The organism is Candidatus Spongiisocius sp. (assembly GCF_965221825.1).
GTDB lineage: Bacteria > Actinomycetota > Acidimicrobiia > Spongiisociales > Spongiisociaceae > Spongiisocius.
This window is the reverse complement of record NZ_OZ244917.1, coordinates 558603-574213: the sequence shown is the minus strand read 5'-3', so window position 1 is coordinate 574213 and position 15611 is coordinate 558603. Positions and strand designations below refer to the sequence as shown.

General features: G+C 61.0%; 12 protein-coding genes. 4 read left to right on the top strand and 8 right to left on the bottom strand.

Annotated features, from left to right (window positions below):
* Positions 1-180: 180 nt before the first annotated feature.
* The 4 genes from ACOQPD_RS02630 to ACOQPD_RS02615 all read right to left on the bottom strand — a co-directional run bounded on the left by ACOQPD_RS02630 (position 181) and on the right by ACOQPD_RS02615 (position 4874).
* The gene (locus ACOQPD_RS02630; RefSeq protein WP_420613354.1) at positions 181-1065 is read right to left on the bottom strand and encodes a DUF2034 domain-containing protein; all 885 of its coding nucleotides are present in this window, start codon (positions 1063-1065) and stop codon (positions 181-183) included.
* 782 nt (positions 1066-1847) lie between these two features.
* A complete protein-coding gene (locus tag ACOQPD_RS02625) occupies positions 1848-3023 on the bottom strand; it encodes a DUF3800 domain-containing protein (protein WP_420613353.1) in 1176 nt (391 codons plus the stop codon).
* 419 nt (positions 3024-3442) lie between these two features.
* Positions 3443-4543 carry a hypothetical protein gene (locus ACOQPD_RS02620; RefSeq protein WP_420613352.1) on the bottom strand — a complete coding sequence of 367 codons (1101 nt, stop codon included), beginning with the start codon at positions 4541-4543 and terminating at the stop codon, positions 3443-3445.
* A 145-nt stretch (positions 4544-4688) separates the two neighbouring features.
* Complete coding sequence (locus ACOQPD_RS02615; RefSeq protein WP_420613351.1) at positions 4689-4874, bottom strand: hypothetical protein; 186 nt, start codon at positions 4872-4874, stop codon at positions 4689-4691.
* A 132-nt stretch (positions 4875-5006) separates the two neighbouring features.
* Between ACOQPD_RS02615 and ACOQPD_RS02610 the strand changes: the two genes are divergently transcribed.
* Positions 5007-5228 (top strand): hypothetical protein, encoded by a 222-nt coding sequence (locus ACOQPD_RS02610; protein WP_420613350.1) that lies wholly within the window; start codon positions 5007-5009, stop codon positions 5226-5228.
* Positions 5229-5842: 614 nt separating this feature from the next.
* Positions 5843-7672 (top strand): DUF262 domain-containing protein, encoded by a 1830-nt coding sequence (locus tag ACOQPD_RS02605; protein WP_420613349.1) that lies wholly within the window; start codon positions 5843-5845, stop codon positions 7670-7672.
* A gap of 194 nt (positions 7673-7866) precedes the next feature.
* On the opposite strand, the gene ACOQPD_RS02600 is transcribed toward ACOQPD_RS02605, so the two are convergent.
* From ACOQPD_RS02600 to ACOQPD_RS02590, 3 genes are all read right to left on the bottom strand, one after another.
* Positions 7867-8811, bottom strand: a complete 945-nt coding sequence (locus ACOQPD_RS02600) for a hypothetical protein (RefSeq protein WP_420613348.1) — start codon at positions 8809-8811, stop codon at positions 7867-7869.
* A gap of 41 nt (positions 8812-8852) precedes the next feature.
* Positions 8853-10427 carry a hypothetical protein gene (locus ACOQPD_RS02595; RefSeq protein ID WP_420613347.1) on the bottom strand — a complete coding sequence of 525 codons (1575 nt, stop codon included), beginning with the start codon at positions 10425-10427 and terminating at the stop codon, positions 8853-8855.
* A 398-nt stretch (positions 10428-10825) separates the two neighbouring features.
* Complete coding sequence (locus tag ACOQPD_RS02590; RefSeq protein WP_420613346.1) at positions 10826-12058, bottom strand: HNH endonuclease; 1233 nt, start codon at positions 12056-12058, stop codon at positions 10826-10828.
* A 197-nt stretch (positions 12059-12255) separates the two neighbouring features.
* On the opposite strand from ACOQPD_RS02590, the gene ACOQPD_RS02585 reads away from it, so the two are divergent.
* Positions 12256-12993 carry a TIGR00266 family protein gene (locus ACOQPD_RS02585; protein WP_420613345.1) on the top strand — a complete coding sequence of 246 codons (738 nt, stop codon included), beginning with the start codon at positions 12256-12258 and terminating at the stop codon, positions 12991-12993.
* Between the two features lie 271 nt (positions 12994-13264).
* Here ACOQPD_RS02585 and msrB read toward each other — a convergent pair whose 3' ends face one another.
* A complete protein-coding gene (gene msrB, locus ACOQPD_RS02580; RefSeq protein WP_420613344.1) occupies positions 13265-13678 on the bottom strand; it encodes a peptide-methionine (R)-S-oxide reductase MsrB in 414 nt (137 codons plus the stop codon).
* Positions 13679-13886: 208 nt separating this feature from the next.
* Here msrB and ACOQPD_RS02575 point away from each other — a divergent pair, with 208 nt between their 5' ends.
* Positions 13887-15611 carry a molybdopterin-dependent oxidoreductase gene (locus ACOQPD_RS02575; protein WP_420613343.1) on the top strand — a complete coding sequence of 575 codons (1725 nt, stop codon included), beginning with the start codon at positions 13887-13889 and terminating at the stop codon, positions 15609-15611.

Here is a 15611-nt window from a genome sequence, read left to right as displayed (position 1 = left end):
ATTTCCTCTCGGTAAACGCGCCACGATCCTAACGGGCGCCTAGATCCCGGACCGTGGTTGATGAGTGGGCCCCGATACGCCCCGGTTCGGTACAAGAAAGGAATCGATGCCCGCTATGCCCAACTTTACATAACGTGCATTATGGGACATCCAGGTCCCGGCCTGGGGGCGTTTTATGGGCTACTCAAAACGGCCGAAGAAGTCCGGATCAACAACGGGACGAATGACAATCCCCACCTCTTCGTCCAAACACAAGTCAGCAAGCCGCTCGCCATCAATCAGAGTGATCGTAGGACGACGATCCTGCGCCGTCTCCCTCGCCGACCGGGTAAACCGGCTGGTAGTGACGAGAATCCCGTACTCCGCGCCACGAGCGCTGGCATCCGCTTGGAACAACGCCACCTCTGCCCGACCCACGGAAACCGAGGGCGCATACCGCTTCGCTTGAACAGCGACAGTGACCGTGAGCACAGGACTGATCGGCGCGGTACCGATCAGGTCGATCCCTTGGTCTCCCACACCGCCGGTCCTCTTGAGTTCCATATTCAGGGACCGGAGAAGATGTCTCACGAACCGCTCAAACCCGTCAGGCGTCAGCCCGTGAAGACACTTCAGCAAATCCTCACGCCACGACTCTTGGTCACTGTCATCTAACGCTGTTACTTCCTCAGTGAGAACGTCGCCCTTGGACTTCTCTCTGTGGGACTTCTCTCTCTGGGCCTTCTTCGCTGTCCTGTCTAGCTGGTTGAGACACTCCTGCGCGTCCAGTTCGGGTAGACCCATCACTCCTCGGCCAAGCTCCGTGATCAGCCACAGTCCCCTGCGTGGACTCTCGAGGACACCCATCAGTCTGCAATCGATGCGCGCGAACCCCAGCCGATCGTGAAGAATGGAGACAGGATTGTGCTCACCGTAGGTGATGGTGGCCATCTCCTCGGAGAACCCTTCGCCCTCGATGATTGTGTCAGCAATCTCTCGGGGGATCCCGGAGCCGCCGAGAGCGACTACAGCCCTGAGTATTGGCAACCATAAGTCCCGACGTGACGGAATATTGGCTCTGTCCATCAAGGACGATCCTACCCGCCTCCGCTTACCTCCCCATCCACAGCAGAAGGAACCGACCATCTTTGCCAGGCTTATGGCATCGGTCCAGTCGGCGGCCGGAGCGGCGTGTGCCTGGATAACACCGCCGCTGAGTCGTTCCTCGGCACACCGATAAGCGACCCGTCAACCAGCCGACTACCAAGACCGGTGCCGGGCACGCCCATCGCAATGGTGAATCGACGCACGGCACAATGTCTCACGGCACAATGTCTGCTGCTTCACTCCACGACCGGGAATCGGTCCAGAACGAGTGAGGGGACACCTACTACCATCACGCGGCGCCTAAGCCGAGTGTCCAGCCACAAGCGACTCCATTAGGAGCGGTCCGACCACCAGCAGAAGCACGTGACTCGCAGAACCCGACTCACCCTACTCCCGGCCCATCGCGGTCGTGGCCGCACTTACGACCGGTGCCGTCCTCGCATAGACCGAATTCACCACCGGATACCGGTCAGCATTACTTCTCGTTCGAACTCGCAGTTCCTTCCATTAGGTAACCGTCTTAACACCCATGTCCCTCCCATCGTCTTATGGACCGGAGTATCCGATTAACGGTGCCTCCCAGCAGGTCGTCTATTTCCACAAGATCAACCCGCCCAGGACTACCATGTAGTTAGCACATGGCCTGGGATCGGCCGGCGGTGGGGAATGTTGAATCTCCAACTCCCTTACGTTTCTGAGTAACTCCGTTTCTGTACCCTCGACAACCGAGGACCATAAGCCTTCGTTCTCACTGCACCACACTACGGCGCAACAAAGTCTTCTAGTCCGGCATCGAGCGAGTGGAGATAGTAAGGATACATTGACTTGGCCATCCGGACAATAATCGGCATCTTCTTCAGGAGATCGACACGATCTCTACTCCCATCTGTCAGTTCGAAGAGAACTTGAGTGTTGATGAAGGTGGTCCGTTCTCTAAGGTCCATCAGGGTAAGGTCTGGGACGATGCTATTAACGAGCATCTTGCCGTATAGGCTTCGCCATTCCTTAGAAATCGGCTCAACTGGGTTCTTCAGTGTGTAGGCGAGAGTGCTAGCTAGCACGTCAGCGAGTTGGATTCCATATGAGCTTCGAGAGTCCACTAACCTTACGGGTTTGTTAAGATTGAAGACTATTGAAGATGGTGGTGCACTGCTTAGTTGGACATATCCCTTGTCGCGGCGGCCGATGAATCCATCGAAAAATGCTGCCGATGCTACCAACGGCTTGGAATTGTCACAGTAAACTTCAAGACCGTCAGATGTCTCTCCCCAATAGCACAATAGAGAGTAGAGTGCAGTTGCTGTTAGCTCAAGCGTCCAATTCGCCATCGGGCCGGCATTCCTAGCTACTCCTAGTTCGCCTTCTATTTTCTCCCTATGAAGTTTAGATAGTTTATGTAGCTGGCCGATCGGACTCAATCCCTCAAGTCTTCTCCAAACAGAAAAAACCTCATCCAGTTCTCCAGGATCCATTCTCCTCATCATTCTAGAGAATGCCATTAGCAATTCGTCGTGATGTTTATCTGTTTTTGAAGCCAAAAACAAGTGTGTAGCTACGAACTTATGAAAGTCAATCTCATAGAATGTGGCGTTTCGTTCCGCCAAGATGGGTTCGATCATATAGTCGAAAAATTTTCCAGCCAGGGCATATCGCTTATCGGCGACTACCGCCCGAGCATGCTCACATACCACCCCTAGTATCCAAGATAGTGCCCTCCGTCCTCTGGTCGTCTTGATAAGGTTTGCTCCTTTCAGTTCGGAACCTTGTAGCCGAAACCGAGAGTAGGCCTCTGTATGAATCAAACATGCTTCCTCCTCATCAAGCGCAACCCCAACATATACGAACCACGGTTGCTCTGGATCAGCTAGATTCGCGCCGGTGAACCCGGATTCGTCGAAATAGAGGTTCCGGACAGTCGTGCTTTGTTGAGGTGTCATCGTATTTCGCCAAACTGTGTGGGTTGTATCGATCTACAAGATATTACAGATGTGGCAATCAAGACGCCAATCTGTAACGATGTATCGACAGATAGCGCTGCGATTTTTTGTCTGACTGTGCAACCTGCAGTGAGAGAACGGTCGCTCCCTCTCAAGTTGTGTCGTCCGTGCCAAAAGGCTATTCCCATGATTCGGTTACGGCTCGTGGTGCTGGTTTCCACATCAAGTCCTTGCAGAGTGGCGCACCGGCCCATTTGCCGAGTGGCCGTCGTGGTTATCGGCCGGGTGGAGTTGTTGGGGATGGAACCGGCCCAGGCTGGTGTAGTAGGGTGCTGTTTATGGGGACGGGTCGAAGAGAGCCCTCCCCTAAGCCAGCAGCGGCGATCGGTCGGTTGAGGTGGGAACGCAGGGCTTGTGGACTAGTCGATGGTCGGGTCGGGCCCGAATGTGGACTCGACTGTTCTGATCGTGTTCTCGTCGCGGAGTTTGCATGCGACATGCTGTGAGGAGAACAGTCCCTTCTCCCAGATGGCTTCCTCGATGGGTCGGGCGCCCAGCCATTCGACCGGTACGACCATCTCGGCCAGTTCGGGGTCTTCCGAGGCGGCGTCCTTCCATCGGTCTGCGCTCAGCTCTGGTTGATCGACGAGCGGCTGGAGCTGGCCGTTGGTCTCGACTCTGGCATCGCGAGCAGGGATCATCTCGCCGGTGACCCGGCCTATGCCGACGTAGCCGGCGCCGCCCACGTATGCGAACACGCGCTTGCCCGGTGTGAGATGCCGGAGGGGTTTCCAGTAGCGCGATCCCCCTCCTGCGCTCAGGAGCCCGTACTTCCTGGCGATGGACCAGCGGTCGGGCTGCTCTGCTCGGTCGAGCACGCAGTAGAAGTCTCGGCCGTTCCACGGCCGGCTCTTGCGGCGGGATGGCCGCTGGGTCGTGTCTCCGGCCGGCTGGGGGTCGAGCAGCCACGTCCGGGCCAGGTATTGGCGATCGCCGTCGCTGAAGTGGCGAAAGAACACCGCGTTGATGGGCACGCCGTAGGACTCTGCGAGGAACTCGACAATGCGATCAGACGTCGGGTCGAGCTCGGACGCGATGATCGTGAACTGCTGGTCAGCGTTGACCACGTCCGGTAGCGGGCTGTCGAATCGCTCAGCGAACGCCTCGCCGAGGTCGGTTTCGTCATCATGGTGGTGGGCGTAGATCTGTTCGAGGTCCTCGATGCCGAGGTCCTGCACCCAGGATCCGTAGTCGAGTGTCTGGGCGACAACGTCGCGAGGGGTCCGATCGCGCTTGAGTTCCAGGACATGGGCGCGACCGTCAGCGTCGAGGGCTAAGAGATCGATGTATCCGCCATACCGGGTCCGTACCTGGCGTCCAACAACGAGCAGGTCGATCCCACACATGCCGGGATCTTCAGCGATCATGTCCTCGAGACGTTGCTCTGAATCGAGCGGAGATGACACCGGATGCCGCGGCCCGGCATCCGTCATCCGCCAGATCGCCATCTCAACAGCCATGTGAGTCCTCTCCTCCGCCAGAACCCGCATGATGCCACCCGGCAGTGACACTCCCCCAGCTCACGGCAGGATGTCGTGGTAGGTCATGCGCCGGAAGTCGCGCAGGAACGCGGCGGCCTCCTCATGGGTGGGCATTGGCGGGCGGTTAGCGGCTGGCCGGCTCTCGGGGCTGGGAGGCGAGGCACGCGAGGAAGTCGTCCGTGCTCTCATGGACATGGGTTCGACCAGCGGCGAAGTCACCGGTCGGATCCGGGTTCTTGCCGGTAGCTGCGTCTATGTCAGCCAGCGTCAGGGTCTCATGGGCGGTGTCGGTCGCAGGAACAGAGGTCACAGTCGCTCCCCTCTCAGGTTGTGTCCTCCGTGTCCGGTAAGGCTACTGGCCGACAAAGCCAACCTTGAGCCCCGAATCCCTCGAACGCTGATCAGAGCAGCCGAAATCGTCCGATTACACCCTCCCCCATCCATGACCCAAGACCAGATCGACCGCGCAATCGACACCCTCCACGCCCCCTACTCCCAACGCACCATCCGAACCTTCCGCGCCGCGATGAAGAACCTGCAGGACCCCGCCGACCAGGCCCAGAAAATCCTCCAAATCATCCGCGACCTGGGCCTCGAACCCTACGTACCCCCCAACCCCTACCAGAGATCACCCAGGACGATGCCCACCTCGTCTGCTGGCTAGCTCTCGTTCTCCAGTAAACTGTTCTCTAGCGCTGAGGACCGCCGTGATGGCGGCGCAAACCACGGCTCAGGGAAGATGTAGATGTTTGACCCCCCTTCCCAATGTGGGCCACCGTTCTGGCGAGGACTCGGATGGCGGCCACCTCGAACAGGCACGATGGGCATGTGATCAGTTCTTCCGTGACCGTTTCGCACCCGGGACTTGAACGCCCCCTGGCTGGGATCCTCGGCGATGTATCCATGTGCCGTATCCCCGGTGGTGGGACGGGTGTTGTCTCGCCAACTTCGCGGAGAACGGATGGCCGCATTACGATCATGTGCTGTGGATAGTGCAGCAGCCCGGCGCGACCAGAACCCTTCGGCTCCCGATCATGCCTCATGGGAGGGGCTTCGGTGGTCGAGGCGCGACGGGTCGAAGCAGAGCAGCACGGCGTTCGGCTCTGGGTTGGGGATCCGGAGAGCGTGGGCAACAGTTCGTCGGAACGGGCCAACAACGAGTTGAGCGTCTTGTACCCACAGCGTTGGGTGCTTCTCGTGCGAGACCGACCCGCCGAGTCGCACTGCTTGCGATCTCAGCTGCTACAGACTCCGCCGTCATGTGATAGGAGGGATTGATTGAGGCCGATTGAGGCCAAAGCGAAGAGCGTGCGCGAACTGCTTCAGGACGTGAGGTACTCGATCGACTATTACCAGCGCGAGTACCGTTGGGAGGCCAAGCAGGTGCGCGAGTTGCTCGACGACCTGAGCGAGATGTTCTTCGCGGAGTACGAGTCCGGAATGGCCAAGAGCATGGTGAAGGAGTTTCCTCACTACTTCCTTGGATCGATTATCATCAGTCAGCGTGATGGCAAAAGCTTTATTGTCGATGGTCAACAAAGGCTAACTACGCTCACTTTGCTCTTGATCTTTCTTCGCTCTTTGCAGCGCACGCGTGACGACTCGGTCAACATCGACAATCTCATCTTTTCGGATCATTTCGGTGAGAAGACCTTTAACCTCGTGGTTGCTGAACGGGACGCCTGTATGGAGGCGCTCTTCGACGGCGTTCCATTCGACTCCAGCGAGCAAAGTGAATCGGTACAAAACCTCGATGAGCGTTATCAGGATATCGCAACGTATTTCCCCGTTGAGCTACGGGAGGACGCGCTGCCTCATTTTATCTATTGGCTGATCGGCAAGGTTCATCTGGTTGAGATCTCCGCGTATACGGATGAAGAGGCCTACACCATATTTGAGACAATGAACGACCGAGGGCTTTCGCTCAGCCCAACGGAAATGCTTAAGGGCTACCTGCTGGCGAACATGGAGCCGCACCGTAGGACTTCGGCGAACGACCTCTGGCGGCGCCGCGTTCAAGAGTTGAGCGAGCGACGCGATGAACACGGCGGAGACTTCTTCAAGTCGTGGCTGCGCAGCCAGTACGCGGACAAGATTCGGGAGCGGCGCAAGGGTGCAACCGCAGAAGACTTCGATCGGATCGGGACGGAATTCCACCGCTGGCTCCGCAACGCGCGGGAGAGGCTAGGCCTCAAATGCGCTGACGACTTCTACCAGTTCGTTCAACAGGACTTCGATTTCTATAGCCGTCAGTTTCTTCGGATTCGCGACGCGCAGCATTCGCTCACCGATGGATTGCAACACATCTTCTACAATGCTGGCCACGGCTTCACACTGCAGGAGATGTTGCTACTCGCGCCGTTGTGTCCCGGAGACAGTGAGGCGAAGATCAAGATCAAGCTCCGGCTGGTCGCCCGATTCGTTGACATCTTGCTCACTTGGCGCATCTGGAACTTCCGCTCGATCGCCTATTCGACGATGCAGTATGCGATGTTCCTCGTCATGAGAGACATACGCGGGCTGGACGCTCAGCCACTCGCCTCGCTCCTGCACGATCGTCTCGGTCGACAGACCGAGCAGTTCCAGAGCAATTCTAGGCTCCGTGTCCATCAGCAGAACCGCGCCTACCTGCGCCGAATCCTCGCCCGCATGACCGACTACGTTGAGACGGCCTCGGGTTGCCCGCCGAGCTACCCCAAGTTCGTTTCCCGTTCCCAGCCCCGCTACGAGATTGAGCACATCTGGGCGAATCACCCAGAACGACACAAAGACGAATTCGACCACCCCATAGACTTTGCGGAGGAGCGAAACCGGATCGGCGGGTTGTTGTTGCTCCCAAAGAGATTCAATGCCAGTTACGGTAATGTACCTTATGAAGAAAAATTGCCACACTACAATACGCAGAATCTTCTGGCTCGCTCGCTGCGTCCCATGGCCTACGAGCGCAACCCGGGATTCGTTCAATTCGTTCAGCAGAGCGGTCTGCCATTCCGTCCGCACGAGCAATTCAAGCGGACGGAAATAGAGACCCGTGGCAAGCTGTACCTGAAGCTAGCGGAGCGGATCTGGAATCCCGACGATCTGCTCGACGAAGTCAGTCAAGGATGACTGACTTCCGTGAACTGTCGATAGCGCCTTTCAGGCGCCGGGCAGTCCCTTTTTTAACCAGCTGGCCGAGATGACGTGGTGTGTTGGCTCCTCCTCCGGATTCGAAGCGGATACGGCTTTGTCTCGGATCCTATCGAATACTTGAAGCGACGTTGTAAGGCTCTCGCATCCGTCCAGATCCGAGAGGTAGGCCGTTACCGAGCCGCGTGTTTGTACGTTTCCGTCAGGGCCTGGAGCAGTTCCTCGCTGGTGTTCCGGGTGGTGTTTCCCTGCCCTACCCGGGTCCCCGACAGCTCCTCGATCCGGTCGATGAATTGAGGGGCCTTCTTGTCGAAGACGCTGCGCCAGAACTGGAGGGATGCGCCTCGCTCATTCCAGATCGTGACCAAGCCCACGTTCTCGACAACCAGTCGCGGTAGGAGGGTGAACCGCTTCGCGCCCTTGCCCTCGTAGGTGGCGAGTCGCACGAAGCCCTGTTTCTCGATTCCCCGCGCCCACTGCAGGAGCCGGTGCAGTGTCTCGTGGCTATCGGAAGGCGCCTGGCTGATGCTCTCCTCGAATCTCTTGCCTCCGGGATAGAGAGTGCCCGACTCCCCTCGGCGCTTCTTCCGGACGGTGACCTCGTGCTGCTCGGGCGTTACCCGTTGCGGCAAGACGACGGAGGTGCCGTCCACGTCGAAGGAGTTGACGGCGACCAGGTCGATTATCAGCTTGTCGGTCACGTGTTCCAGGTAGGCCACCAGGGTCATCAACTCCCCCGGCACATCGTCTAGTACGAACACGAGCCGGAACCTTCCCTCTTGCAGATGCTCGTCGAGGGATGTCGTGAATTCGTCGGAGTCCAGCGTTTCGTCCTGGACCGACCTCACCGCATCCACGAGGGTCTCGTAGCCGCGTTGTCTCAGGTTCGCACCGAAGCGGTCCTCCAGTTGTTCCCGGGTCGTGCCGTGGAGGTTCGCGGCGTAGGCGAGGATCTGTGCGACGACGGCGCGGCGGGCCTCGTTGTTCTGCGCCAGCTTGATCTCGATGATGACCGGTCGGCCTGACGCTTCCACCCCCAGGAGGTCGGCGTAGCCCGATCCCAGCGGCACTTCCCTACCGAGGACCAGGAGCGGCGGGGCGCCGGCCAGCGGCAGCATCTCCGGGTCATCCAGGTCCCCTTGCTCGTTTCGACGAGCCGCTAACGCTCGTGGTTGGTACCGACCAGATGGAGGGGGTTGGCGGCTACGGGTTCGTGGGAGAGGTCGGCGGGGTTGCCGGCGCGGTCGTGGATGGTGCCGCCGTTGAGTTTCAGGCTGTTGGCTCTGAACGCGATGCCGTCGGAGTCGGTGTCGCCGCTCTGGACCTGGTATTCGAATTCCATGTCGTTGTCGTAGCGGCGGTCAGGGTCGGGCTCGGGCCGGAGCGAGGCGAGCCGGGTCGTTCCACCGATTTCCAGTGCGAACTGTAGGTCGCCGCTCCTGGTGACCGGTTCACCGAAAACCACTTCCACGCGAACGACTTCTCCCACCTCGTAGGCTTCCCCATCGGCGGGCCGGGACATCAGGTAGATGCCTGAGATTGTGGGAGGTGCAGTGTCGATCCTGTGATCCGGCAGGTGGCCGGTGGCCGGGAAGTGCTCCAGGTGTTCGACGTCGGTGCCTGCTGCCGTGATGGTTCCGCTGCCCAGGACGGCAGTGGCGCCATGAGGGATGGCGATTCCCCTGATGTCCATGTCCCCCGGCTCCACGGTGTAGCCGAAGACCAGGGTGTCGGTGCCCGAGCCTCTGAGGTAGCCGGCTTCCCTCCACGCCTCGGCCCAGTTGTTCTCAACCAGACCGACATAGAGCGCCAGGCCCACCTCGCCTTCCACTACCACGTCGGTGTCGAAGTCGAGGGCGATCTCGATGGTCTGGTAGGCGCGGTAGGCCTCCCATCCGTCCGGTGGCGTCGAAATGACCCCGACGTGCTCGACACGGGGGCTGCCGTCGACTTTGTGGCTGGACGCCCTCTCTATACCGGCATGGGTGTAGTCGACGGGAATGTCCGTTCCCCTTGCATACACGATGGCGCTGAAGCCTTGGATCGAGCCGTCTTCCTCACTTGCCTCTGCGCTGCTGACAGCAATGCCGTCAGGATCGCTGTCGGAAGGTTGGACCTGGTAGCGAAAGACCAGGAATCTGGTTCCGGAGCCCTCGAGGTAACCCGCCTCCCTTGGCGTGTGATGATCCGCGTCTCCGAAGAGAAGAGTCAAGGAAGCGTCACCGGCCACATCGACTTGCCGATCGAAGGTCAAGGTGACATCGATGTTCTCTCCGCTGCGATAGACATCTCCCCGAAGCGGGATGGAGGAAACGGCCACGTCGGTGATGGCGGGGGCGTCGTCATCTTCGATCGTGATGACGCAGGACTCGAACCCTCCAACGGTAAAGAGACCGATTTCGAAGGTCTCATCATGTTCGATCCGGGAGTCCTCGATGGTCGACACCGGGACCCAGTGGGTCTCAGTGACGCCGTCGCCAAGAACGATCAGCCCGTGATAGTGAACGTAGTCGCCGGGGCCGGCGGTGTGGCCATCGTGGTGGGTAGCGACAGTCACCGGTGAGAGCAGGTAGGAACCGGGCCACCGCATTCCGAACTGACCGGACTCGCCTTCCTCGATAGGGCCAGGGCATAGCAGGACGGGAGCGGGGCCGACCGCCAGGGCCGGACGTGGCGTCTCACGGAGCATGGCAACTATCGTCACGGCCGTTATCAGTATGACTGGCAGGCTCATCGAAGGAGGCTTCTCCCTCCTCCTAAGAGATAGCTCTGGATACCCAACCATTACTGCCTCCTTTCCGAGTTGGGTGGTTTCCGGCCGGGGCTCCGGCCGAAAGGCTGTTGCACGGGGAACGTCGTATCGGTGGCACAGACGGAGAGCGCAGATGGAGTGGCGAGGTGGCGGCCAGCTCCCGTGACATGGATCGTCACCTCTCTTGGAGGGCGACATCCAACCTGACGTTCTGGCCGACCCCGGAAGCTTCCCTGTTCGGAGCCCGGGGGTCGGGAGGCATTTCCCTTCGTCAGGATGGACTCCATTAAGGAGAATTGTATGTTGGGTCGCGGAGTTAGTGACGCACGCGGGCGCGGTGGCCCGACGGTTGGAGTGATCTGCGGGGTGCGTGTTGGGGTCTATCCGCCGGGGTGGGGTTGTTCGGGGCGGTACTTGTCGAGGAAGTTCTGGTAGGCCCGTTCCTGTTGTTGGAAGGGGCTGAGGTATTCGACGTTGGTGGGATGCCGGTAGTGGCTCCATGTTCGGGGTGGGAGTAGCCGGCGGCGGTGTGGTGGTGTGTCGGAATCGATGCGGTGTCCGCGGCGGTGGATGGCGATGTGATGGTGGTACCAGCAGAGGGTGGCGAGGTTGGCGGCAGTGTTGGTTCCGCCGTCCCGTCTGGGGACGACGTGGTGCGTTTGGAGGCGGTAGCTGCTCTGGCATGAGTCGATCACGCACTTGCGGTCTCGGGCTAGTGCGGCACGCCGTAGCTGCTTGGGAACCTGGCGCTGTGGCGGCCCGGTTGCTGCTATTTCGCCGTCATGGAGGGTGACCGGTTCGCTGCGTCCTTCGCATTCGACTTGTTCAACAGCCTGGGGTCCGACTCGAGGACCGTTGAACAACTCGACGCCTCGGGTGTTGCCCGACTCTTGGGCGAGGGCCTGGTCCTTGACGAGCATGATGACCGGTTCCCTACCGGTGGGATCACCCGGTTTGAGATGCTGGTCGAGGTCGTCTTGGGCCATGGTGGTGAGACCGATGGCCTGCTTCTGCCCTGGCGACAGCTCAGAATCGGATTCGGACGGAGTGGAGAGGGGCGGGATCCGGTCGGCCCGCCGGTCGAGCGCCCTGCGGACGATCTGGCCGTCGGTGGCGGCGAGGCGACCCGATAGGTGCCAAACGGTGCCGTCCTCGGACACCTTCAGGTTCACGTACTGTCGCTCGAAAGCGGTCCGCTCGTCGCCCCTGCTGAGCTTGCGGAACCTGGTGGCCAGCTTCGCGACACCCGCCAGGTCGAGATCAACTGACGCGGCAACGTCGGCGGGGCTCGCTCCTGCCTGGCGGAGCCGCTGGGTGATGACGGTCCGGTCGAACGGGAGATGGCCTCGCTTCATCAGGTCGATGGTGTCGTCGTCCAGCCGTCTGGCCAGGTAGGCGAGGTCGCGGGCGACCGTATGCGGTATGTCGAGCCGGGAGGCCGTCCAATCGACCAGGGACCGGTATCCGTCGCGGACGATCCCCCGCCGGCGGATCACCGTCCTCAGCCAGGCGAGTTGCCGGCCGCGGAGGCGGTCGATCTCCCGCTGGGCTTCCTTGAGGTTGTTCTCAGCGATCAGTATGGAATCGGCGTCGTGGAAAGCTACTTCGTACATATAAACGAGTATATCGACACTCTGTGACAGATTTTGAACGAGCCTTAGAAATGTCAGATATATTTTCTAGAAGGATCGATCGAATGCCCGCGAGCATCGATACCGTTCCTGAGGCGATCAGGCTCCCTCGTTTACGGCTGTCCGACTGGTAGGTTCTGGAGCGATCCATCCGCACTGGTGTTTCTGGAGGTTCTGGCATGAGGAGTCATGAGGTCGATTACCGGATCGTGGGCGAGGACCTCCAGTTCGTGGAGGTGGAACTGGACCCGCAGGAGACGGTGGTCGCCGAGTCCGGGGCGATGATGTACGTGGAGGACGGCATCACGTTCGAGGTCAAGATGGGCGACGGGTCGGAGCCCAAGCAGGGGGCGTGGGGGAAGCTCAAGTCGGCCGGCAAGCGGGCGATATCGGGCGAGTCGGTCTTCCTGTCTCACTTCACCAACCATGGAGGAGGCCGGCGAACGGTTGCGTTCGCGGCTCCCTATCCGGGAAAGATCGTGCCTCTCGACCTCGCGCAGGTCGGCGGCCGGATCCGGGCCCAGAAGGACGCATTCCTCTGCGCTGCGCTGGGCACCAAGCTCGACATCTCCCTGAACCGGAAGCTCGGCGCCGGCTTCTTCGGTGGTGAGGGATTCATCCTCCAGGACATCTCAGGCGACGGAATGGCGTTCCTGCACGCCGGCGGCACGATCGTCGAGAAGCGCTTGGTGGGCGAGAAGCTCCGGATCGACACCGGCTGCGTGGTGGCGTTCGAGCCCCAGATCGAGTTCTCGATCGAGCGGGCCGGACGGGCGTCGACCATGTTCTTGGGAGGCGAGGGGCTGTTCCTGGCGACCCTGGAGGGAACCGGGCGGGTCTGGTTGCAGTCGCTCCCCTTCAGCAAGGTGGTCGACGAAGTGATCCGCCATATCCCGCCGCCCAGCAACAGCGGATAGCTCGGCGAGCCGGATAAGAACGCGAAAATCTCGGAACGAGGGCCCGGCCCGCCGGGCCCACCCCCACCGCCACCACCTTGGTTCGAGGCGCGGCCGGCTATGCCTTGGCGGGCGGCCTCGAACGATATGATCCCTCAGGCGGTCCGTTCGACGTCACAGATGGACCGCTGGTAATTACGATTACCAAACAACGTACAACGAGTGTGTGACATTTTCAACCCCTATCCGGACAGCAACCGCAGGTTGTCCAGATGGGGGGAGTCCGGGCGGGTCAGTCGCGTTCGAGGTCGAGCGAGGCCGAGTTCATGCAGTAGCGCTGGCCGGTTGGTTGAGGGCCGTCCGGGAAGACGTGGCCCAGATGGGAATCGCACTTGCTGCACACGACCTCGGTGCGAACCATGCCGTAGCTGTAGTCGTGGCGCTCCTCTACCGGCGCTCCGTCGACCGCTTCGTAGAAGCTGGGCCAGCCGGTCCCGGAGTCGTACTTGGCCTCGCTGCGGAACAACGGGACGCCGCAGCCGACGCACATGTAGGTACCGGCGTCCTTGGTGTTCCAGTACTCACCGCTGAAGGCCCGCTCGGTGCCTGCTTCCCGCGCTACTTGATACTGCATCGGGGTCAGCTTGTCCCGCCACTCCTCCTCGGTCTGCGGGATGGTGACTGCTTCGCTCGGGGTCGAGGTCATTCTTCCGGGTCCTTTCCCTTGGTAGCGCTGGTTTCCAACTGCAACAGGCGGGGGGCCACATGGCCGGCCCGGACCGGGTGTCCGGGCCCGATAGCGGTCTTGAAGACCCTATCCTTGTCCAGTGGCAACTGAATACACACGCTCAGTCGGGACGATCCGCAGACTCCCTGTCGCGACGATCCTAACCCGACCGGATGGAGTCTGAACGATGGACCAAGGAACGGACCGAACAACCGGATCATCCGCCAACCCTCCCCCGGACGGATGGAGATCGACCAGGGACTACTTCCTCGCCGGGTTGGTGGCGACCGGGTTCGCCGTGGCCCTGTCCGAGATGCTCGCCTCCTTCTTCGTGTCGGCGCCGTCCCTGGTGCTGACCATCGGGCAGAGGTTCATCGACATCACACCCGCCGCCCTCAAGGACTGGGCCATCGCCGTCTTCGGCACCAACGACAAGGCGGTCCTGATCGGAGGGATCGTGGTGGTGACGACTCTTATCGGCGGCCTGCTGGGCGTGGTGGCCCGCAAGCGCATGCAGGTGGCGGCTGTCGGGTTCATCGCCTTCGGCGTACTTGGCTTCGCGCTGGGAATCACCGATCCGCTGGCCACCGCCGGGGCCACCCTCATCCCGGCCGTCGCTGCGGCCGGGAGCGGCATCGCGGTGCTGGTCCTGCTCTGCCGTCTCCTCCAGGGACCTACCACCGGGTCTGCCGATCCGGTCCCCGGCGTGACTCCGGACTCCCGGCGGACCTTCGTGACCGCCTCGGGCGCCGCAGTGGTGCTAGCCATCGGCCAGGTGGTGGTGGGACGGATCGCTTCGGGCCGGACGCAGTCGGCGGTAGCCGCCCGGGAACAGGTCACCCTGCCCACGGTGGCCGCCTCACCCTCGACCACCGCCGCCGCCGCGAGTACCACCGCTACCACCGCGTCGGCCACCACCGGGGCAGCAGTCGAAGAGGCCGCGGTGGCGGAGACCACGACCACTACGCAGGCCGAGATGGAGGTGGTCCGCACCGTGGCCGATCCGACTCCCGCCCAGATCGCTGCGGTGGACGGGGTGTCGGAGTTGATCACGCCCAACGAGACCTTCTACCGGATCGACACCGCCCTCAGCATCCCTAACGTCGACATCGATAGCTGGGAGGTCAGCTTCACCGGACTGGTCGACTCACCATTCAGCCTCACCTATGACGAGCTGGTGTCCCTTCCCATGGTGGAGCGCTACATCACGATTTGCTGCGTATCCAATTCCGTGGGTGGCGAGCTGATCGGCAACGCCAAGTGGCTCGGCGTCCCCCTGAAGGACTTGGTGGAGCAGGCCGGGGTCCAGCCCGAAGGCACGCAGTTGATCGGTCGTTCGGTCGATCGTTTCACGGTCGGCTTCCCCACTGCCGCAGTGTTCGACGGACGGGAAGCGCTGCTGGCCATCGGCATGAACGGGGAGCCCCTTCCGGTCAGGCACGGCTTCCCCGCCCGACTGGTGGTCTCCGGCCTGTACGGGTACGTCTCCGCCACCAAGTGGCTGTCCGAGGTCGAATTCGCCCGATGGGAGGACTTCGACGCCTACTGGATACCACGAGGTTGGGCCAAGGAGGCGCCGATCAAGACGCAGTCACGTATCGACACGCCTCGCCCGGGCACCGTCGAGGCCGGCACCCAGGCCATTGCAGGGGTGGCCTGGGCCCAGAATCTAGGGATCGACATGGTCGAGGTCCGGGTCGATGACGGGCCGTGGATGGAGGCCACCCTGCCCGAGGAGCTCGCCATCGACACATGGAGGCAGTGGCACCTCGAGTACGACTTCACTCCGGGTTCTCACATCATTGCGGTGCGGGCCACGGATCGGACCGGAACCACCCAGACCTCCGAGATAGTTCCGCCGCGGCCGGACGGAGCCACCGGCTACCACACCGTCCAGGTGGTGGTCGTCTGA